This window comes from Lacticaseibacillus parahuelsenbergensis, assembly GCF_030770265.1.
Classification (GTDB): Bacteria; Bacillota; Bacilli; order Lactobacillales; family Lactobacillaceae; genus Lacticaseibacillus; species Lacticaseibacillus casei.
The window spans coordinates 1,145,611-1,167,107 of sequence record NZ_CP132482.1 but is presented as its reverse complement, the minus strand read 5'-3'; the positions used below and the strand labels follow the sequence as shown (position 1 = coordinate 1,167,107).

General features: G+C 49.2%; 24 protein-coding genes. 2 read left to right on the top strand and 22 right to left on the bottom strand.

Translation table 11 applies throughout. The features are described 5' to 3' along the window. Positions 1–314 precede the first annotated feature (314 nt). Positions 315–1,139, bottom strand: a complete 825-nt coding sequence (locus tag LACPH_RS05510) for a MetQ/NlpA family ABC transporter substrate-binding protein (RefSeq protein WP_274784733.1) — start codon at positions 1,137–1,139, stop codon at positions 315–317. Between the two features lie 691 nt (positions 1,140–1,830). Between LACPH_RS05510 and LACPH_RS05505 the strand changes: the two genes are divergently transcribed. Beyond that, complete coding sequence (locus LACPH_RS05505; protein ID WP_274784732.1) at positions 1,831–2,955, top strand: ArgE/DapE family deacylase; 1,125 nt, start codon at positions 1,831–1,833, stop codon at positions 2,953–2,955. 111 nt (positions 2,956–3,066) lie between these two features. Here LACPH_RS05505 and LACPH_RS05500 read toward each other — a convergent pair whose 3' ends face one another. The 21 genes from LACPH_RS05500 to LACPH_RS05400 form a co-directional block, all read right to left on the bottom strand. Next, positions 3,067–3,366, bottom strand: a complete 300-nt coding sequence (locus LACPH_RS05500) for a glycine cleavage system H family protein (protein ID WP_274784731.1) — start codon at positions 3,364–3,366, stop codon at positions 3,067–3,069. A gap of 10 nt (positions 3,367–3,376) precedes the next feature. Continuing rightward, on the bottom strand, positions 3,377–4,582 hold the full coding sequence (locus LACPH_RS05495) for an FtsW/RodA/SpoVE family cell cycle protein (RefSeq protein WP_049169598.1): 1,206 nt from the start codon (positions 4,580–4,582) through the stop codon (positions 3,377–3,379). Between the two features lie 94 nt (positions 4,583–4,676). Continuing rightward, positions 4,677–4,898 carry a DUF2969 domain-containing protein gene (locus tag LACPH_RS05490; RefSeq protein WP_010488877.1) on the bottom strand — a complete coding sequence of 74 codons (222 nt, stop codon included), beginning with the start codon at positions 4,896–4,898 and terminating at the stop codon, positions 4,677–4,679. Continuing rightward, positions 4,891–5,196, bottom strand: a complete 306-nt coding sequence (gene yidD / locus LACPH_RS05485; RefSeq protein ID WP_010488878.1) for a membrane protein insertion efficiency factor YidD — start codon at positions 5,194–5,196, stop codon at positions 4,891–4,893. Before yidD ends, LACPH_RS05490 begins: the two co-directional genes overlap by 8 nt. Positions 5,197–5,204: 8 nt before the next feature. Beyond that, on the bottom strand, positions 5,205–5,375 hold the full coding sequence (locus tag LACPH_RS05480) for a DNA-directed RNA polymerase subunit beta (protein WP_010488880.1): 171 nt from the start codon (positions 5,373–5,375) through the stop codon (positions 5,205–5,207). A 10-nt stretch (positions 5,376–5,385) separates the two neighbouring features. After that, positions 5,386–6,375: a rod shape-determining protein gene (locus tag LACPH_RS05475; protein ID WP_025012631.1), complete on the bottom strand. Its 990-nt coding sequence runs from the start codon at positions 6,373–6,375 to the stop codon at positions 5,386–5,388. Positions 6,376–6,439: 64 nt separating this feature from the next. Next, a complete protein-coding gene (locus LACPH_RS05470) occupies positions 6,440–6,676 on the bottom strand; it encodes a DUF1146 family protein (RefSeq protein WP_010488885.1) in 237 nt (78 codons plus the stop codon). A 290-nt stretch (positions 6,677–6,966) separates the two neighbouring features. Then, the gene (locus LACPH_RS05465) at positions 6,967–7,398 is read right to left on the bottom strand and encodes a F0F1 ATP synthase subunit epsilon (RefSeq protein WP_010488888.1); all 432 of its coding nucleotides are present in this window, start codon (positions 7,396–7,398) and stop codon (positions 6,967–6,969) included. Between the two features lie 14 nt (positions 7,399–7,412). Then, positions 7,413–8,879, bottom strand: coding sequence for a F0F1 ATP synthase subunit beta (gene atpD / locus LACPH_RS05460; RefSeq protein WP_087911998.1), 1,467 nt, complete (start codon positions 8,877–8,879; stop codon positions 7,413–7,415). A gap of 175 nt (positions 8,880–9,054) precedes the next feature. Next, positions 9,055–9,978: a F0F1 ATP synthase subunit gamma gene (locus LACPH_RS05455; RefSeq protein ID WP_047105963.1), complete on the bottom strand. Its 924-nt coding sequence runs from the start codon at positions 9,976–9,978 to the stop codon at positions 9,055–9,057. Positions 9,979–9,989: 11 nt separating this feature from the next. Continuing rightward, positions 9,990–11,519, bottom strand: a complete 1,530-nt coding sequence (atpA, locus tag LACPH_RS05450; protein ID WP_025012634.1) for a F0F1 ATP synthase subunit alpha — start codon at positions 11,517–11,519, stop codon at positions 9,990–9,992. A 23-nt stretch (positions 11,520–11,542) separates the two neighbouring features. After that, a complete protein-coding gene (gene atpH, locus LACPH_RS05445) occupies positions 11,543–12,088 on the bottom strand; it encodes an ATP synthase F1 subunit delta (RefSeq protein WP_047105962.1) in 546 nt (181 codons plus the stop codon). Continuing rightward, positions 12,075–12,563 (bottom strand): F0F1 ATP synthase subunit B, encoded by a 489-nt coding sequence (atpF, locus tag LACPH_RS05440; RefSeq protein WP_010488895.1) that lies wholly within the window; start codon positions 12,561–12,563, stop codon positions 12,075–12,077. The genes atpH and atpF overlap by 14 nt, the downstream gene beginning before the upstream one ends. A 34-nt stretch (positions 12,564–12,597) precedes the next feature. Continuing rightward, positions 12,598–12,810, bottom strand: coding sequence for a F0F1 ATP synthase subunit C (gene atpE / locus LACPH_RS05435; protein WP_010488897.1), 213 nt, complete (start codon positions 12,808–12,810; stop codon positions 12,598–12,600). 22 nt (positions 12,811–12,832) lie between these two features. Continuing rightward, on the bottom strand, positions 12,833–13,543 hold the full coding sequence (atpB, locus tag LACPH_RS05430; protein ID WP_010488899.1) for a F0F1 ATP synthase subunit A: 711 nt from the start codon (positions 13,541–13,543) through the stop codon (positions 12,833–12,835). Between the two features lie 299 nt (positions 13,544–13,842). Beyond that, entirely contained in the window at positions 13,843–14,472 is a 630-nt protein-coding gene (gene upp, locus LACPH_RS05425) for a uracil phosphoribosyltransferase (RefSeq protein WP_010488901.1), read from the bottom strand. A 40-nt stretch (positions 14,473–14,512) separates the two neighbouring features. Further along, positions 14,513–15,745 carry a serine hydroxymethyltransferase gene (gene glyA / locus LACPH_RS05420; RefSeq protein WP_049169600.1) on the bottom strand — a complete coding sequence of 411 codons (1,233 nt, stop codon included), beginning with the start codon at positions 15,743–15,745 and terminating at the stop codon, positions 14,513–14,515. 165 nt (positions 15,746–15,910) lie between these two features. Next, on the bottom strand, positions 15,911–16,933 hold the full coding sequence (locus LACPH_RS05415; protein WP_274784730.1) for an L-threonylcarbamoyladenylate synthase: 1,023 nt from the start codon (positions 16,931–16,933) through the stop codon (positions 15,911–15,913). An 81-nt stretch (positions 16,934–17,014) separates the two neighbouring features. Continuing rightward, on the bottom strand, positions 17,015–17,845 hold the full coding sequence (gene prmC / locus LACPH_RS05410; RefSeq protein ID WP_274784729.1) for a peptide chain release factor N(5)-glutamine methyltransferase: 831 nt from the start codon (positions 17,843–17,845) through the stop codon (positions 17,015–17,017). Further along, entirely contained in the window at positions 17,838–18,917 is a 1,080-nt protein-coding gene (gene prfA / locus LACPH_RS05405; protein WP_047105956.1) for a peptide chain release factor 1, read from the bottom strand. The genes prmC and prfA overlap by 8 nt, the downstream gene beginning before the upstream one ends. Positions 18,918–19,087: 170 nt before the next feature. Then, complete coding sequence (locus tag LACPH_RS05400; protein ID WP_010488908.1) at positions 19,088–19,678, bottom strand: thymidine kinase; 591 nt, start codon at positions 19,676–19,678, stop codon at positions 19,088–19,090. 127 nt (positions 19,679–19,805) lie between these two features. Here LACPH_RS05400 and LACPH_RS05395 point away from each other — a divergent pair, with 127 nt between their 5' ends. Next, positions 19,806–21,158, top strand: coding sequence for a Mur ligase family protein (locus tag LACPH_RS05395; RefSeq protein ID WP_274784728.1), 1,353 nt, complete (start codon positions 19,806–19,808; stop codon positions 21,156–21,158). The last annotated feature ends 339 nt before the right edge of the window (positions 21,159–21,497 follow it).

The following is a 21,497-nucleotide window of genomic DNA, read 5'->3' as shown; positions in this document are numbered from 1 at the left end:
GTTTCCCGAAATGAATTAAGATGAGTTTAGACGAAAGAAGGGTAAGTTGTCAAGAGAAAGGTAGAGAGAGCGTGAGCGTGGCCGGTTAGAAACCGGAGCATAAGTGGCCTTGGGCGTGATGGCCCGATCTTGGCCATTGCGCCTGAGATTCTTACACGCAGACTTCTGCGCTAGTGAACGCGTTTTGGCGCTGCCTTGTCCTCACCAACTTATCATGCATTCATTCTCCAAACAAGTCACTAGCTGCCGAAAATCCTCAAACAGGCAACCGGAAAGCCAACCCAACAGTTTTCCTACGCGCATTACCCGCAATCTTAAAACTTCTGCGTCCAGGCCGGTACTTCACTCCCATGGTACAGCTTCTCAATCAGATTAGCCGTATCCTTCGTCCGGAATGCCTTCACAATTTTCTGGTAAGTCTTATTATTTTTGTCCTTTTTATTCGCCACAAACACGTTAATCCAAGGTTGACTTTGTTTGTTGACCTTCTCCGTGTAAATAGCCTTCTTAGGATTCAACTTGGCATCCTGAGCCACGCCTGAGTTAATCACGGACGCTGCAACATCCGGTAAGGAACTGGCCGTTTGGGCGGCATCGACCGCTTTAAGCTTCAAATTCAGCTTGTTGGCGGTCACATCACGGGTCGTTGGCAAAGCCACCTTCGTATTGAGCTTGATCAAGCCTGCCGCTTGCAGCAACTGCAACGCGCGGCCTTCATTGGTCGGGTCATTTGGCAACGCAATTGTGTCACCTTGCTTGATCTGACTGATTTTCGTGATCTTCTTAGAATAAATCGCTAACGGCGCAATAATGGTCTGACCGATGCTGACAAGATCACCATGATGCGTCTTGTTCCAGTTGTTCAGAAAATACTGATGCTGGAACAAGTTCAAATCAATATCATGATCCTTCAATGCTGTATTAGGTTGGTTGTAATCAGAGAACTGGACAATTTTAATGTTAATGCCCTGTTTCTTGACTTTCTTGGCAACGGATTGCAAAACCCGATTATCCGCGCCAACAACCCCGATCTTAACCGTCGTCTGCTTCTGACTGCTACTGCTGTTACTGTTACCACAACCAACCAAAATCAGTCCTAATACTGCAATGGTGGCAAAAATCTTCCAAAAACGCTTCATCTTGAATCCTCCTCGTGTATTCGGTGCTCAGCTGCACGTAACAAAATTTTGCAACCGTGTAGCTGCTTGTTGTATTGGCTTGATTGTTGCGTGATAAAAGGACTATGAGCGTAACGGCTTGCGTTCAGCTTGTGGCTTACCTCTCTTCATAACGCGCTCGCCAGCCCAGAAACCTGCACATAAGGACCTTGGTCGCAATGGCCTAAGTTCGGGCCATCACGCCCAAGGCCACTTATGCTCCGGCTTCTAACCGCGCTGACTCGCGCTCAAAAAAAAGCCCACCTCTAACCAAAGACAGTTAGAAGTGAGCTTTCCCCACGGTACCATTCTAATTGGCCGTGCTGTGCGCGACCCACTCACCGGACGGATTCATCCGGGAGCGCGTTAATGGGCGCTGGCCATCACAGCCTTACACAAAATGTTCGGTGTGCCGTGTGCACTAAGCCATATTCGCGCGCGCTTGCAACCCCGCTCTCATCAATTCGGGTTTTCTGTACTGTCTCGCGACCGCTACTCACTTAGTCCGTTTATCATCAATTTCAAGTTTGTATTCATGAGTTTAGCACAAATTTTTTAGTAGTCAAACATTGAATTTTAATTCAAAAAGAGTGTAAGCTTGCTTCAACATTGGCCGTCGGTGAAAAGTTCAATTAAGCGGTCATGAAACATCGCACTGAAAGGATGAGCAAATATGACAGATCCTGTTGCACTGTTGCAAAAATTAATTCGCATTGACTCAGCAAACGGTCATGAGCTGGCCGTCGCAAAAGTCTTGCAGGCTGAGTTTGAGGCCGCCGGTATTCCTACCAAACTGATTCCGTACAAAGATGATCGGGTTAATTTAGTGGCGGAACTTAATCAAGGTGACCGTGTGCTTGGCTTCACTGGTCACCAAGATGTTGTCAGTCCCGGCGACGAGTCTGCATGGACGTATCCGCCTTTTTCCGGAAAAATCGTCAACAATGTCATGTATGGTCGCGGGACTGATGACATGAAAAGCGGTCTGGCGGCGATGACACTCGCGCTCATCGCTTTGAAGCAAGCCGGTTTTAAACATCACATTCGGTTCATGGCAACGGTTGGTGAAGAATTTGGCGCGATGGGCGCTCGACAACTCACTGAGCAAGGCTATGCCGATGATTTGGCAGGCTTGATTGTTGGCGAACCAACGGACAAATTGCTGCAGTATGCGCATGGCGGGACCGTCAACTACGAAATCGACAGTGAAGGCGTCTCGGTTCATAGTTCGCGACCGGAAAAAGGGGTCAACGCCATCGATGGATTAGTGGCCTTTGCCGAACGAGAGCCAACTGCCTTTGATCAAGCACCGGACGATCCGGACTTAGGCGTCTTTCGGCATTCAATTACGGTGATCAACGGTGGCGATCAAGTCAACACGATTCCTGCCCATGCCTATCTACGCGGCAACTTGCGGCCAACTCCTGCTGCCAATATTGATTTAGTTGTCGACCTGCTGAAGCAATTAGTCGATCAGGCTAATCAAGCTACGTCTGCCAAATTAACGCTCAAGGTCTTGCATCGGTTCCTGCCAGTGCACTCCGACAAAAATGGTCACCTTGTCACCACTGCTAATCAGGCAATTGCAGCTGTCACCGGTACGCCAGCCAAACTTGCGGTAGCTTACGGCGGCACCGATGCGTCTGAATTTATTCGGTCTGACAACCACTTTGACGTCATCGTTTATGGCCCGGGTGACAATCATTTCAGCCACCAAGTCGATGAACACGTCGACTTAGACAGCTACACGACCGCCATCAAAACCTATCAGGAGATGGCAAATCGGTTCTTCAACTAATACTTGCGCCATCAGAAATTTAAAAAGCAGCTAGGCATCATGTCGATGTCAGCTGCTTTTTAAATTGGCTGCACACCACGCACCTGTCAAGTCGCTGACAGGTAGTCAGGGTTATTTGGTTGAAACAGTCACAACCCAATTGTGATTATGATCGGTTTCGTCTAACAAGGCAGGTTTGTCACTAAGTTCTTGGTGAACATCTACCACAGTCCCGGCCAGCGGTGCCTCAAGATCGAGGACAGCCTTTTCCGCTTCCACACTCAAAAACGGGTTGCCCACCGTTAAACTTGTGCCAACTTGCGGTAAATCAACAAATTTAATTTTACCTAACGTTTCCTGTGCATCCTGGGTTAACCCCAAACGAACCTGACCCGCAGCCAGTTCGTCTTGCCAAAAATAAGTCGTTGCCATTTTCTCGCTCCTATTCAAAATCTTCTGTGTCGCGGCTGAACATGTAGCTTGTATGGTGATAGCGCATCGAGAGGACCATGCCGACCGATAGCATATTTGCAAGCAGGAATGAACCCCCTTGTGAAATGAACGGTAGCGGAATCCCTGTCAGTGGCAACAAGCCTATGTTCATACCAATATTTTCAAACACGTGGAATAAGATCATCATGATGACACCAGTCGAGATGTAAGCATAAAACTCGTTCTTGGTATCGAACGTGACCCGAATCATCTGATAGATCAACATAAAGTATAACAGAATCAGCACCGCTGCGCCGACAAACCCGAATGCTTCGCCAATCACGGAAAAAATCATATCCGATTCCCGCACTGGCACCGCGACGGCCATGTGGAACGGGCCTTTTCCGGTTAACTGTCCTGAACCGATCGCCTTCATCGATTGCCATAATTGGTAACTATCGCCACTGGTGCTGCCAGAAGGATTTAGCCATGAATCGATTCGGGCAAATTGATACGTTTTGAAACCGATTGAGCCGAGAAACGACCGGCCCCACGACTGCGTAACCAGCAAAATGGCCAGTGTTCCAAGTGCAGCTGCGCCTAAGGCAATCGGTAAAAGGATCCGCCAATTAATACCCGCCACCAAGGTGACCCCGGCAAAAATGGCCAGAAAGACCAACGTTGTCCCGAAGTCATTTTGCAACTTCATCAAGACGGCAATCGGAAGGGTCCACAACACCATGCGGCCAATTAATTTCCAATCGTTTTGGATCGTGTGTGAATAAGCTGCATTGTGCTGGGTGACGACTCGGCTTAGCATCAAGATATATGCCGGTTTCATGATTTCCGAAGGTTGGAAACTGATTGGTCCAAGTGCAAACCAGCTTTTGGCACCGGTATTAAGCTCAGTCGCCCGATCATAAAAAATCAAAACGGCGATCATCAGAAAGATCCCGATACCATACAAATAAGGCGCAATTCGCCACAGCTGTTCTGCATCAAACCGCATGACGAAGAAGATCCCGATGCCACCAATCGCGTACCAGGCTGCCTGCATAATCGTGGCCCTGACCGGATTCTGCGAAGTCGAACCATCATGAGACGCCGCCAGATAAATTGACACTAAACCAATCAGCGCCAGCAGCATGACTGACAAAATGATGCCGTAGTCGATGCGATCGCCTTCAGAATTTGATTTAATTTCATGCGATTCCACGGCGAACCTCCTTTAACGCTCCTGTCCACGCGCTGTTTTAAAAATGCGTTAACTAGGCTAAAAATCGCTCCAGTTCACGCTCTGCCAAATCGCGTCAACCCTGATGCAAATGATATTCCGCAATCAACGCGTTGACAGCGTCATCCAGACTTTTAAAGCGATTTGGCTTGTCTGAACCGGCAACGTAAGCAGCAAACCGGGTGCCATCCGGTTCAATAAACCCAATTTCCTGATCACCGATTTTTAACACCGAAACCGTATGGCCATTACGGGTTTCATCCGTTTGGGTGACCTTGATGTTTCTTTCTTTAGCCATGATGGCCTCCTAGCTTATGATTAAGATTTTGAATGTCGCTGAGATCCAAGTCATTTTCAGGATGCGGATTCCGCCGCAACGTGAAATAAGCCGGGACCGGATCAAGTCCACCTTTAACAAAGGGGTTGCACCGCAAGATCCGGGCAATCCCCATGAGCGTCCCTTTAATGGCGCCATGTCGCTGCAACGCCTGAATCATGTACGTCGAACAGGTCGGATAATACCGGCAGCTCGGCGGCAATAACGGGGAAATAAACCGCTGGTAGCCCCGCACCAGCCAGGTCAGGATTTGCTTCATGTCCACTCCTAACGCAGGAAATTAAAGAAATGGATCCACGTCGACGGCAAAAAAACCTTAAACGGATTGCTGCCGCCCATACCAAAACCGATCAGCAATCCTAAAATCAACGCAATCGCCGCAATGATCAACCAAATTTTAATGTGATGAAAAATGCGTTTCGGATACTCCGGGTCCATAAGCTAACTCCTAATACTGCCGATGATGTTCGATGTTGTCCAGTAAGACACCTGTGCCTAAAGCTACAGCGTCTAACGGATCGTCGGCCAAAAGCACTGGCACCTTCAATTCAGCAGCAAATAACTGGGAGATGCCTTTTAATAACGCACCGCCACCGGTCAGCATGATCCCACGATCGATAATATCGGCTGAAAGCTCCGGTGGGGTTTTTTCCAAGACGCCTTTAGCACCGTCGATGATCGCCATCATGGTTTCGTGCAAAGCGTCAGAAACTTCCTCGGACGTCACTGAAACCTCACGCGGCAAGCCGGTTGCGATATCCCGACCACGAACTTCAATGGTTTCTTTAGGATCGGCGTCGTAAACCGCGCCGATTTTGATTTTAATCTGTTCAGCGGTATGCTCGCCGATAATCAGCTTGTGTTTGTTCTTCACATAAGCTGCAATCGACGAATCCATTTTATCGCCTGCTAAACGCAGTGAACGGCTGGTAACAATCTCCCCCAAAGAAAGTACCGCGATGTCACTGGTACCACCACCGATATCGATCACCATGTTCCCTTGCGGCTGGAAAATATCCAAACCGGCACCAACTGCTGCTACCTTAGGCTCGAACTCAAGGTAGACATGACGGCCACCGGATTTTTCGGCCGCCTGAATGATGGCCTTTTGCTCAATGTCCGTAATGTTCGTTGGGGCACAAATCAAAATATTGGGTTTGGAAAACACGCCTTTTACATTTAATTTGTTAATGAAATATTCAAGCATTGCTTCGGTAATGTCGAAATCAGCGATAACGCCATCTTTTAGTGGTCGAATTGACCGAATGTTACCCGGTGTGCGCCCAACCATTTTATAGGCTTCTGTCCCCACCGCTAATACTTTGCCGGTATGGGTATCAATGGCGACAACGGACGGCTCATTTAAGACGATGCCTTTGCCTTTAACATTGATCAGTACATTGGCTGTCCCTAAGTCGATCCCAATATCTTTTGCCATGGGTATATATCTCTCCTCGTAAATTGACTAACTATCGCATTATAACATAGTTAAGACGAGGTTTTTATAGGAAAAGTTTAGGTAAGTTTAAAGCTGCTTGAACGAGCGATAAAAAGAAGGAGCTAACCAAATAACCTAACCCGACGGCCATGAAAAGCAACAATACTTGCGCTTCACGGACATGGTTGGCCTTAATGAACCGCTCAAAACGCAGCGCATTCAATGCCCGGAATGCCAACATGATGAAAACAAAATGGGACACGAGCGTTATGGCGGCATTTAGGCCGATTTCCTGAAACATGCGATCACCTCATACGCTATCTTCCCGCACTTTCGGCATTCATGCAAGAGCGTGCGCAGGAGCGCTTGACCTAGAAGAGTTATGTCCGCCTAACTGAAACTGACGCTTTTTCATAACGCGCTCCCCGGCGCAGAAGTCTGCGTGTAAGGACCTTGGTCGCAATGGCCAAGCCCATGCCATCACGCCCAAGGACACTTACACTCCGACTTCTAACCGCGCCGGCTCGCGCTCACAAACAAAAAGGCACTAAAGGCAAAATCGCCTCCAGTACCTTTTTGTTCTTCATGAGTCTAATGACTGGTTTTAACATTGATCCGGTTGATGGCGCGCCGCAATGCGACTTGCGCCCGCCGCAGATCATCTTGGTTGTTTTCATTCTTGGCCTGCTCGATCCGCTTCTTAGCCCGATCGCGTGCTGCTTGAGCACGACTCAGGTCAATATCGCGTTCACGTTCGGCTGAGTCAGCGACGATTGAGGCGACATTATCCGAAACCTCCATGAAACCGCCGTTGACCGCAATTGAATCGTTATGATCGCTTGAGTCAACACGTTGTACGTCAACCTCCCCGATCGCTAACGGGGTGACGATTGGCTCATGGTTGGCCATGATCCCCAATTCGCCAGCAACAGAATGAACCACCAACATCTTGGCATGATGGTCATAAACCAAACCATCAGGCGTCACGATATTGACGCGAAGAACATTGCTCGTTTCTGCCAAAACACGTCGCCTCCTTAGTTAGCTGCAGCTTGTGCAGCTGGCTTTTCGTCAGCATCCGTGTCCTGTTCATCAGGAGCAAAGCCCATCTTCTTAGCCTTTTCGACAACTTCTTCAATGCGGCCGACTGAACGGAAGGCATCTTCCGGATAGTCATCGTATTTGCCGTCCAGAATTGCCTTGAAGCCTTTAACGGTTTCTTCAACCGGTACATATGAACCTGGTTGGCCGGTGAAACGTTCCGCAACGTTGAAGTTTTGTGACAGGAAGAATTGAATGCGACGGGCACGGGCAACGATCACCTTTTCCTCGTCGGACAATTCGTCCATCCCTAAAATAGAGATGATATCCTGTAACTCGCGATAACGCTGCAAGACGCGCTGCACTTCAGTGGCCACATTATAGTGTTCCTCGCCGACAATTTCCGGTGTCAACGCACTGGAAGAAGATTCCAGCGGATCAACAGCCGGATAAATCCCTTGCTCAGTTAAACGCCGTTCCAAGTTGGTTGTGGCATCCAAATGGGCGAAAGTTGTCGCCGGCGCCGGATCGGTATAGTCATCGGCAGGCACATAAATAGCCTGAATGGAAGTAACCGATCCTTTTTTCGTCGAGGTAATCCGTTCCTGTAGCTGACCCATTTCAGTTGCCAGTGTCGGCTGATAACCAACGGCTGACGGAATTCGGCCCAGCAAGGCAGAAACTTCGGAACCAGCCTGAGTAAACCGGAAAATGTTATCGATAAACAGCAGGACGTCCTGACCTTCGACATCACGGAAGTATTCCGCGATTGTCAAACCAGTCAAGGCAACCCGCATCCGGGCACCAGGCGGCTCGTTCATCTGACCAAAGACCATGGCTGTATTCTCCAGAACGCCGCTTTCCTTCATTTCAAAGTAAAGGTCGTTCCCTTCACGGGTTCGTTCGCCGACCCCGGTGAAGACGGAGATGCCGCCGTGTTCTTCGGCGATATTATGAATCAGTTCCTGAATCAAAACGGTTTTACCGACACCGGCACCACCGAAGAGTCCAACCTTCCCGCCTCGCAGGTAGGGTTCGAGCAGATCGATGACTTTGATGCCCGTTTCCAGAATTTCAGAACTGGTATTCAAATCTTCGAATTTTGGTGCATCACGGTGGATGCTGTCACGCCGATGATCCGGTCCAAAAGCTTCGCCGCCATCGATGGGGTCACCCAATACATTGAACACGCGACCCAGTGTGTCTTTACCGACAGGCACTGAAATCGGACCGCCAGTATCTTGAACTGCCATGCCGCGCTGCAGGCCATCGGTTGAATCCATCGCGATGGTCCGCATGACGCCATCACCCAGTTCCAAGGCAACTTCCAGCACCAGCTGGGAGCCATCCTTACGGGTAATTGTCAAGGCGTTGTTGATTTCTGGCAAATTGTCATTGATTGGGAACGCTACGTCGACAACAGGACCGATCACTTGCGCAATTTTACCAGTTGCATTTGGCATATTCGTCCTCCTTGAGCGTGAGCCAGCCCGGTTAGAAACCGGAGTGTAAGTGGCCTTGGGCGTGATGGCCCGAACTTGGCCATTGCGACCAAGGTCCTTACATGCAGGTTTCTGGGCTGGCGAACGCGTTATGGTAAGCGCAAACCGACCCATTCACGAGCCAGCTCACACCTGTTTATTCTAGTGCTGCCGCACCACCGACAATTTCAGTAATTTCGGTCGTGATCGCAGCCTGCCGTGCCCGGTTGAACTGGGTCGACAGATGTGAGATCAGATCATTGGCATTGTCAGTTGCGCTGCGCATGGCGGTTGTTGATGCGGCGTGCTCAGCCGTTTTCGCATCCATAATCGCACCAAAGATCAGGCTTTCCGCGTACTGCGGCAAGACCGCATCCAAGACAGCGTCAAGATCAGGCTCAACCAAGTATTCGACGTTAGTGTCTTCAACTTCGCTGACGTCCAAGTCACTGATCGGCAGCATTTTCTCCGCCCGAAAAGCAGAGGTTAATGTATTGACATGGTGGTTATAGCAAACGTAAAGTTCGTCAAACACACCATTGTCATACATCGTCACAGCTGTTTTCACGATTTCGCGAACTTCGTTAAAAGTCGGGATATCGGAAACACCACGGTATTCATAAGCTAGATTCAAACCACGGGCCTTGAAAAAGTCCGCACCGACGCCACCAATGGCCATCATGACATAATCATCCGGGCCTTCGTGATCGTCTTTGATCATCTGCATCATCGCTTTTAAAACCGTACTGTTATAACTGCCAACCAATCCGCGATCACTGGTGATCACGAGGTAACCTGTCTTTTTAACCGGACGCTTCTCGAGCAAACTGGCAACGGAAACAAGCTGATTCTTATTCGCCTCAGCATCATTATTCGCAGCATTAGCTAACTCAAGAAGTTGTCCCGCAGCTAAATGAGTCACAATCTGACGGACCTTATCAGCATAAAGTTGATATTTTCGGGCCCGTTTTTCGATCTGACTCAATTTGGCACCGGAAACCATCTGCATGGCTTGCGTGATCTGACCGGTTTTTTTGGTCGAAGCGATCTTGCGCTTGATATCCATTAATGATTCAGCCATGCGGCACCTCCTTAACCTTTAGCAGCAGCAAGTTGTTTGCTAGTCTGGAAGCCACCGGCAAAGGCTTTGATCTGTGCATCCAGCTTATCGGTGTCCGGTAAATTACCGGTATCCTTGATCTGCTTTAACAAATCAGCCGCATTGCTATCGAAGAAATCAAACAGTTCATCTTGGAACCGGCCGATGTCTTCAATTGGAATCGGATCAAGAAAACCATGGGTCAAAGCATAAAGAATGATAACCTGCTTTTCGACCGGCAACGGCTTGTGTACTGGTTGCTTCAAAACTTCAACCGTGCGCCGACCACGATTCAGCTTAGCTTGGGTAGCAGCATCCAGGTCAGAACCAAACTGGGTGAAAGCTTCCAGTTCACGGAAGGATGCAAGATCCAGCCGCAATGTCCCGGCAACTTTCTTCATGGCTTTAACCTGGGCATCCCCACCAACTCGGGAAACGGAAGCTCCGGCATCAATCGCCGGCCGTGTACCTGCATAGAACAGGTCACTCTGTAAGAAGATTTGCCCATCCGTGATTGAAATAACGTTAGTCGGAATATAAGCCGAAATATCGCCAGCCTGGGTTTCAATAACCGGCAACGCCGTCATCGAACCGCCGCCGAGCTTATCGCTCAATTTAGCGGCACGTTCCAACAAGCGACTGTGGGTATAGAAAATATCCCCAGGGTAGGCTTCACGACCAGGCGGACGACGGAGCAGCAAGGACAGCTCACGATAAGAGGTTGCCTGCTTGCTTAGATCATCGTACACGATCAAAACATGTTTGCCATTGTACATGAACTCTTCACCCATGGCTGCACCGGCATAAGGCGCAATGTACAACATTGGCGCCGGTTCAGAAGGGCCAGCCGTCAAAACGATGGTATAATCCATCGCACCATATTTCTTCAACGTTTCGACCTGGGCACGAACCGTACTGTCCTTTTGCCCGATCGCAACGTAAACACAGATCATATTCTGATCTTTTTGATTCAAAATCGTATCAATCGCAATGGATGTCTTCCCGGTTTTCCGGTCACCAATGATCAACTCACGCTGACCACGGCCAATCGGAACCAAGGCGTCAATCGCTTTTAATCCGGTTTGTAAGGGTTCGGATACAGATTTGCGTTGCATAACGCCAGGTGCCTTAAACTCGATCGGACGGGTTTTATCCGTCTTGATCGCGCCTAAGCCATCGACTGGCTGTCCCAGGGAATTGACAACCCGGCCAATCATGGCGTCCCCGACAGGAACTTCCATAATCCGACCGGTTCGCTTAACCTGGTCACCTTCGCGAATCTCATCGAAGTCACCTAAGATAATGATCCCGACATCGTTCGTTTCAAGGTTTAACGCCATCCCGTATGAGCCATTGCTAAATTGGAGCAATTCGTTGGCCATGGCATTTTCCAGCCCAGTGGCACGGGCAATCCCGTCACCAATGTAAGTAACGGTGCCAACTTCTTCGGCCGCCAAATCATCTTGATATCCTTCAAGTTGTTTTTTGATCAGAGAACTGATTTCCTCAGTCTTGATGCTCATCCGGTTCACCTCTTTACTTATCTCTAATCTGCCAGCAGTGCTGCCTTCATCTTCTCGAAGCGGTGTTTAACCGTTCCATCGATAACCGACCCGTGTGCTTGAATGCGCACGCCGCCGATGACGCTCGGATCAACGATTTGTTCCAGTTGCGTCGATTTCATGCCAAAACGCGCAGCAATGGCACTGCGCAAGGCATCGGCTTGGTCTGCTGACAAAGCAACTGCAGTCGTAACAGTCGCCGTAATAATACCGGCTTCATCATCATAAGCGCGATTGAACGCCGTGATGATATCCGGCAATGCACCGAATCGACCATATTGCTGGGTTAACTTCAATAAGTTGGCCACAAGCGGACTGGCATTCTTGGTCAAAGTCGCCATCAGGTTGGCTTTGTCATCTGCCGTAATTCGGGCATTATCAAAAATTGTCAGGATCGTCGGATTTTCTTTGAATACAGACGCTAGCGCCTGTAACTCTTCATGAACTGTCGCTACCTGATCCTGGTCATGGGCTGCTTCCAGTAATGCTTTTGCATAACGCGGTGCAACCATTTGATTAGTGACTGCCATTTGCATCACCTAACCGTTTGATGTAGTCGTCGATCAAATCTTTTTGATCAGCTGCATTAAGTTCCTTACCGATCAACTTCTGTGCGATCGTCAGACTTAAATCAGCCACATCGTTCTTGGCACTGGCCAAAGCATCTTTACGGGCTTGGTCAATGTCTGCTTGCGCATTTTTCTTCAACGTGGCGACTTCCGTATTGGCCGCGTCAACCAATGATTGTCGTTGCTTCTCGCCGTTTTCCTTGGCTTGATTGACAATCTTGACAGCATCAGCCTGGGAGTGTTGCAGTTCTTCCCGTCGCTTGGCTGCTAAAGTTTCCGCATCTTTGCGGGACTTTTCAGCATAGTCCAAGTCGCCGGAAATCTTTTGTTGGCGATCTGCCATCATTTTGGTAACTGGCTTCCATGCCACTTTCCCGACTGCAATCACCAAGATCAGAAATGTAACAAGTGTGAAGAGTGTGTCACCTAAACTCATCTTTTGCCACTCCCTTCTTTATTGATGAACTGAATTAACGAAGCATCAACATGAAGGCAACAACAACAGACAGGATCGGAACAGCTTCGATCAGGCCGACACCAATGAACATGGTACCACGCAAGGTTCCGGCCATTTCCGGCTGACGCGCCATACCTTCAAGTGTTTTGCTGATGACCATCCCATTACCGATTGAAGCACCGAAGGCAGCAATGCCGGCGGCTAGTGAGGCAGCTAAAAATTGCATAAGAAATTTCCTCCTAAATTAGTTACTCGGGTAGAACTTTGTGTGATGTATAAACCATACCAAGCGTGACGAAAACGTACGCCTGAATACTACCAATGAAGACTGAGAACCCTTGCCAAGCTATCTCGGCTACCGTTGCACTAACAAAGTTGAGTGCACCGCCGGAAAAGGCCCACTGCCGAATTAATAGAACCAAAACTTCGCCAGCGAAAATATTCCCATAAAGCCGCAAAGAAAGCGTGATAAAGTTCGTAAACTCTTCCAATAGGTTAATTGGCAAGAGAATCGGAACCGGTGACGCATATCCTTTGATGTAACCTTTGAAACCTCTGAAGACAACGCCAAAATAATGCGAAAGCACTAGAACTGTCATCGCCATCGTCATGGTAATCACTGGGGATGCTGTTGGTGAGCGGAACCAAGTATCTTTACCAATATCTAACTCGATGAATAACCCGATTTGGTTACTAATAAAAATGAACAGGAAGAGCGTAAACGCAAATAAATTAAACGTGTAACGCTCCGAACCGGGCATCGCACTTTTGACGATACCGTTTGTAAAGTCCATGGCCCATTCCAGTACGTTCTGCTTGCCACCTGGCCGCATTTTTAGGTTTCGTGACAGCCATAGCACCAGTAAGAATACCAGAACTGCCGAAACCAAAACACCAATGTCGTTGGTCAGGTTGAAAGTTAAGCCGAAAAGCTTGATCGAGGGATATTGTTCGTTCACAGAATTCACCTCCTTACTGAAGTGGCTTCATATCATGTGTACCATCAAAAAGATGGGGCAAGATTGCAGAGACTTCGATAATCGTTGGTTACTAGGGTAGACCCTTGAAACACAATCATTACTCTAACACCATTTCAGTGAAAAAACAAAGCACTAAAAAGAGAAACTTTGGCCGTCATAAAGGCTTTTTCACTGATTTTTTCACGGCGGCCACGGTTTTCACGGGTCTTAATGCACCCACAAAAAATCTTTTAACTAAAAATGAAAAAGGCATGTGCGTGACCACATGCCAATTCATGTCATTTTGTCCCAAAAAGTCTGTCGCCGGCATCGCCGAGACCAGGCACAATATAACCGTTTTCATTCAAATGATCATCCAGCGCGGCGGCATAAATGTCCACGTCCGGATTAGCGGCCTGAACGGCTTTAACCCCTTCAGGAGCAGCAACCAGTACCACGAGGCGCATCGATGTCGCACCGCGCTTTTTGAGTGCTTCAATCGCCATGTTGGCCGAGCCACCGGTTGCCAGCATCGGATCAACAATGATTAAATCCCGCTGGTCGATATCCGGCGGCATCTTAACAAAGTATTCATGCGGCTTCAGTGTCTTTTCGTCACGGTACATGCCAATGTGACCGACTTTGGCCGCTGGAATAAGGCGCAAAACGCCATCCACCATGCCCAAACCGGCACGAAGAATCGGAATAACCGCAAGTTTCTTACCGGAAAGCTGCTTTTGAACCGTTTTACCCATCGGTGTTTCGATCTCAACACTTTCCAGTGGCAGATCCCGTGTGATTTCATACACCATTAATTCCGCGATTTCGTTAGCGATTTCGCGGAATTCCTTAGTGCCGGCATGCTTATTTCGAATCAAAGTAAGCTTATGCTGAATCAACGGGTGATTTAAAACTGTAAATTTACCCATGCGAGGCCTCCTGTGTGAGCCATTTGTTTGCAAACCCTATCTATGATAAGGGATGACGGGCTGTCAGCGCAAGGACTTCTTGACGAATTTGATCCAAAGCCGGTTGATCATCGCGATGCGCAATTGCCGCACTGATGAGTTCGGCAACTCGCTTACTCTCTTCTGGCGTAAAGCCGCGGGTGGTGATGGCAGCTGTGCCGACGCGGATACCGCTGGTTTTGAACGGGCCGTTTTGCTCGCCCGGGATCTGGTTTTTGTTGGTGGTAATGTCCACTTCGTCCAATAAATCTTGAACTTGTCGACCATTGACGCCATACCCTGTGACATCAATTAATACCATGTGATTATCCGACCCGCCGGAAATCAACCGTAAATGTGGATCTTCCTCAAAACCGGCGACCATGGCCTGCATATTATCGAGAATCTGTTGCGTGTATGTCTTGAATTCAGGCTTCAGTGCTTCGCCCAGCGCAACGGCTTTGGCGGCAATCACATGATCCAATGGGCCGCCTTGAATGCCCGGGAACAAAGCGGAATTAATGGCTTTACCATATTCAGCCTTGGCCAGAATCATCCCGCCGCGCGGTCCCCGCAGCGTCTTGTGCGTCGTCGTCGTTACCACGTCTGAATACGGCACCGGATTCATATGCACCCCACCGGCAACCAACCCGGCAATATGCGCCATATCAACCATTAAAAAGGCACCGACATGATCGGCAATTTCGCGGAACTTCTTGAAATCAATCTCGCGACTGTAAGCCGAGGCACCGGCCACAATCAACCGCGGCTTGATCTGTTCCGCCTGCGCCCGAATCTTGTCGTAGTCCAAGCGCTCGGTCTTGGCATCCAACCCGTAATGGTAAAAATGGTATTCCTGACCGCTAAAGCTGACCGGACTCCCATGGGTGAGATGTCCGCCATCGGTCAAGTCCATCGCTAAAACTTTATCGCCATCTTCCAAGAAGGCACGATAGGCTGCCATATTGGCCTGTGACCCGGAATGCGGCTGCACATTGGCAAACTCTGCCCCAAAAAGTTTTTTCGCCCGATCAATAGCCAGATTTTCGACCACGTCTATGTATTGATTACCGCCATAATACCGATGGCCAGGATAGCCTTCGGAATACTTGTTAGTCAAAACCGACCCCTGAGCAGCGCGAACTGCCGGTGAAACAATGTTCTCCGAGGCGATGAGTTCGATATTATGCTCCTGACGCTCTTCTTCATGATGAATTGCGCCGAAGACTTCTGGGTCTTGTGCCATGAAATCCATGTCTACCACTCTCCTCTTGAATGCATTCATTCCTAGTACCCAACTTACGACCTGCCCCTTTTGCAATCGTGTACGCTGTAAAAACCTCATTGTACAAGGCTTAACGTCACGAATCCAAATAAGGCCAACTGACACTCACTGGTCAGTTGGCCTTATTATAGCAAATCAAAACGAATCTGTAGGCATATTTGGTTGATAGTGGACATTACCGGCAGATTTAAGCAGCCGATTCATGTAAGCCATGCTTAATTCACTATGGGAAAATGCCTGCGCCAACACAAGTGTGACATCCGGATGAAGATCGAACCAACGCAACCCGGCAAACAAGGCGTGGGTCGCACTTTTAATGTCCTGCCCCAACGAATAACCAGGCACCGCCGAGAATTTGGCAAGAATCGGATCAGTCGCCAAAATGCCAAAAGTCTGTCCGGTCTTTTTAGCCCATTCGACTGCTTCGGGAAACTGGCCCGGATCATCGACAACCACCACTTGAGCAGACGGCGCATAGTGCTTGTACTTCATCCCCGGTGCTTTGGGCGCTTCATTTTTACCGACGTGATGAATCGCTGAATCGACTGGTCCTAAAATCGGCTCCAACTCGTCAGGGCCAATTGCACCCGGCCGCAGAATTGCTGGCGGGGTGACGGTTAAATCAACAATCGTGGATTCCACGCCGACCCGGGTTGGCCCGTCATCGAGCACGCCGGCGATTTTGCCTGCCAAATCATGCAACACGTGATCCGCCGTGGTCGGGCTGGGTTTGCCGGAAGTATTGGCTGACGGACCGACAATCGGGACGCCGGCAGTCGCAATCAGCTTACGTGTCAAAGCGTTATCCGGATTGCGGAAAGCCGCCGTTTGCAAGCCCCCTGTCACTTTCATGGACAAGCGCCCAGGCAAAATATTCAGAATCATCGTCAACGGCCCCGGCCAAAACGTCGCCATTAGTTTGGCTGCCGCGGGGGTAATCGTCGCATACTGCCCGACCATCGCCGCATCCGCCACCGTCACGATCAGCGGATTGTCTGAAGGCCGGCCCTTAGCTGCATACACTTTGCCCACTGCATCCACATTGGTCGCGTCAGCACCCAGGCCATACACCGTTTCAGTGGGAAACGCGACTAACTCGCCACGCTTTAAAGCAGCGGCCGCTTCCGGAATATCAGATTCATGATAACGTTTTGACAAATTTTTCTGCCTCCATATTTTGTCTGTTGCTGCGTAACGCCCAAAGAACCGGTTTTGCTCCGAATCCTTATCAGAAAACGCCTAAAATTGCAGCTTGGCCATGCGCGGGTGACCGGCCATATCCTGCCGAAAAGTCACTTGCGCTTGTGGTACTTTTTCGGCAAATAACTTCTGCAGTGCCGGTTGTTGCCGATAACCAAATTCTAAATAAGCGGTCCCGTGATCATTCAGATGCGCTGGCAATGCCTCGATAAACCGTTCAAAAAGTGCTAGCCCATGATGATCGGCAAACAAGGCCAACTTAGGTTCATAACGTAACGTACTTTGATCCATCACCGGCGTTTCTTCAGGCGCAATGTATGGCAAGTTGCTGACCACAAAATCAAAACGGCCCAGCAAGTGACTAAATAAATCACTCGTCACAAATCGTGCCTGCACGTGTTGCGCCTGGGCATTCTGCTCGGCAACTGCTAGCGCTGCTTCGGACACGTCACTTAGCGTCATCGCGACTTGTGGCAACTGGCGAGCCAAGGTAATGCCGATCGCACCGCTGCCGGTTCCCAAATCTAAACCGGTTCGGGCAGCGGTCTGCTCTTTTGCGACCCAATCAACCAGCTCTTCTGTTTCAAATCGCGGAATCAACACTGCTGGCGTCACTTTGAACATCGCACCAAAAAACGGCGCCACACCGGTGATATATTGCGCCGGTTCAAATTTTGCTAGCCGGGCGACATCTGCTTGAAATTGCTGCCATGATGCATCGGGCATCACGTCTTGCCGATGCAAAATCAATTGACTTGGGGTCCAGTTTGCCCGGGTCATCATGACATACCGCGCCCCATCAGGATCAACATGGTGTTCCGTCAATAACAAAGACGCCCATTTGAGCGCCTCAGCGTATGTTTTAGACATTAAGCGATTCCATCTTCTGGGCCTGATCGTGAACAATCAAGGCATCGATAATTTCGTCAAGGTCGCCGTTCATGATGCGATCCAACTTATTAAGCGTCAAGCCGATCCGGTGATCCGTAACCCGGTTTTGCGGATAATTGTAAGTGCGGATTCGCTCGGAACGATCACCGGTCCCGATGGCATTTTTACGCGTCTGATCGTACTTTTCCTGATTTTCGGTTTCGTAATAGTCGTAAACCCGCGAGCGCAGAATCTGTAACGCGCGCGCCCGGTTTTCCTGCTGGCTGCGTTCGTCCTGCATCGACACGACAATCCCGGTTGGAATGTGGGTCATCCGCACCGCCGAACTGGTTTTATTGACGTGCTGACCACCGGCACCTGACGAGCGGTAAACGTCTGTCCGAATATCTTTAGGGTCGATTTTTAGATCCACTTCATCATATTCAGGCATGACGCCAACGGTTGCCGTGCTGGTATGAACCCGGCCGGCACTTTCCGTCACAGGCACCCGCTGTACCCGGTGCGCCCCGTTTTCATACTTCAGTTTGGAATAAACATTGTCACCAGTAATCATGACGACGACTTCTTTATAGCCACCCACTTCAGTCGGCGTCGAATCAATGATTTCTGCTTTCCAACCTTGGCGTTCAGCGTAGTGCATATACATATTCAATAAGTCACCGGCAAAAAGGCTGGCCTCATCGCCACCGGCAGCCCCGCGGATTTCCATGATAATGTTTTTGTCATCGTTGGGATCCTTAGGCAGCATCAGGACCTTGATCTTATCTTCAAGATCGGCTTTTTGCTTTTGCAGATCGTCAAGATCTTCTTTAGCCAGCGCTTCCATGTCCTCGTCTTTACTCTCGCGAAGCACTTCTTCGCTTTCTTTGATGTCGGACAAGACCTGCTTGTACTTTTTATAGGCAGCCACGACATCCCGCATCCCGCCTTCTTCTTTCGACAAAGCCAGATACCGCTTCGTGTCGCTAATAACCTCGGGATCAGACATCAATTCTTCCAATTCATCATAACGATCCAAAAGACCGTCCAGTTGTTCAAAAATCTTATCCATAAAAATCCTCCTGAGCGTGAACTGGCGCGGTTAGAAGTCGGAGTGTAAGTGGCCTTGGGCGTGATGTCGGTGGTCTTGGCCATTGCGACCAAGGTCCTTACACGCAGACTTCTGTGCCGGTAAACGCGTTATAGCTGAGCGTGAACTGGCGCAACGCCAGCAACTACTCACTAATCCTGATGCTCAATCTTATCTAACGGCGGGTGGAAATAATGATGCCGGCAAACCGGGTAATATGACTCGTTACCGCCAATCAACACTTGCTCGCCTTCATAAACCGGCTTTCCGTCATGAATCCGCAAATTCATAATGGCCTTTTTGGCGCAAAACCAGCAAATCGTTTTCATTTCTTCAATTTTATCTGCATACAGCAGCAGGTATTTAGACCCTTCAAATAACTCATTGCGAAAGTCATTCTTTAAGCCAAATGCCATCACCGGAATATGCAATTCATCGACAACCCGCGCAGCTTCGAAAATATGATGCTTTTGTAAAAACTGGGCTTCATCAATCAGTACACACGCCGCGTGCGGATCAGTTTCTCTGATTGTTTCAAACAAGTCGGTTTCATGCTTAACCGGAATAGCTGTCCGTTCAAACCCGATGCGACTGGCAATCATGCCAACGCCGGCCCGATCATCCAAGGCGCTGGTCATCAGAATCACCCGTTTATTTTGTTCCTCATAATTATGCGCGACTTTCAGGATTTCAATACTTTTACCTGAGTTCATCGCACCGTATCGAAAGAAAAGCTGGGCCATGTGCCGCCTCCATCTAAAATCTCACAGCTCACAGTATAACGGATTTTTTTCGCAAAGAACACCGTGACTGCCGGTTTGCTTGTCGTTTATGCTAAAATAGTCCCATTAAGTTGAGAGGAAGAACGCCGTGGCATTTTCAGCAAAAGCCAGCCTGGCAACTGCCATTGGTCGCAGCAGCTACTGGTTCTTACACACATTTTTAAAAGGCGGGTCAAGCCTCCCTGGCAAACTCGCCAATAAAATCGATCCGCGCGTTTTGCAGGCGCTGGGTCGTGACTATGATGTCATCGTGGTGACCGGTACCAATGGGAAAACCCTGACGACGAGCTTGATCGTCAAAGTGCTCAAGCAAAAATATCAGGAAGTTTTGACCAATCCCACCGGCTCGAACATGCTGCAGGGTATCACCACTGCTTTCTTGGCGCAACCTAAACACGGGCATGACCGGGGCATCGCGGTTCTAGAAGTAGACGAGGCTAACGTTGCCCCGGTAGCTGCCCAGTTAAAGCCGAAAGCTTTTGTGCTAACCAATATCTTCCGTGACCAGATGGATCGTTATGGTGAATTCTACACGACCTATCAAAAAATTCTGGACGGCGTCACCCTTGATCCTAAAGCTGTTGTACTGGCTAACGGGGATGCGCCAATCTTCAGTTCCCGTAAGCTGCCGAATCCGGTTCACTATTACGGCTTTACGTTGACTGACGCAGGTGATCACAAAGCCCCACCGAATACGGATGGCGTCTTGTGCCCGGTCTGTCAACATATCTTACATTATCACGCCATCACCTATGCCAACCTTGGCAATTATTTCTGCCCCAACTGCGGCTTCAAACGGCCACAACTGAAGTATCAGGTGAACACCGTGACCAAAATGACGCCGCAAAGCAGTGATTTCGTCATTGACGGCCAACCTTGCCATATTGATATTGGTGGCACGTATAACATCTACAATGCCTTGGCCGCTTTCGCTGTTGGTCGGACTTTTGGCGTCAGTCCTGAACAAATCAGCCAGGTGTTCGCCTATGACGAGAAAGTTTTCGGCCGGCAAGAAGTCATTCAACTCGGCGATAAAAAATTAACCTTGATTTTGGTCAAAAATCCCGTCGGCTTGAATCAAGTGCTCAGCATGATCGAAACGGCGAAGCAGCCTTTTGGGTTTGCCATGCTGCTGAATGCCAATTATGCAGATGGTATCGATACCAGCTGGATTTGGGATGGTAACTTCGAAGATTTTGTTGCCAGCAAAAAAGCCGCGACATATCTGGTCGGCGGCGAGCGCTACAAAGATATTGCATTGCGGCTCACAGTCGCTGGGGTTCCGGAAGACCAACTCATCAGTCAACCGGATCTTAGCAACGTTATCACGGAGCTGCAAAAAATGCCTCAGCAACAACTTTACGTTTTGTCAACTTACACGGCAATGTTGCAGCTGCGCAAGAAGTTGAGTGAAGGCGGGTACATTAAGGCGGGATTTTAAGTTGAACCTATAAACGCCATCGTTGTGTCAAAAGAGGCTGAGCCGTAATTTCGTGCGAACGTTCATAGATTAGCAAATCTCGAACGATCAAAAAACTTTAGGCAATAAGTTCCTTGCCATGCCAAACTCCGCAATCTCCGGCCAGAGGGGGCTGGAACGCTGTGGGCACGACTTTGAGCCTCAGCAAAGCCCGCTGAGTCTCAAAGCTCGGCCTTGTACTACGCCGGGAAGACCGCCCGGCTAGTACAATTTCACAGCTGAGCCCCCTCTGGCCTACGATTGCTCCGCTTTGGCACTCATATCTCAAATCGCCCACTGAATTACCTCGGGAAAACAAAG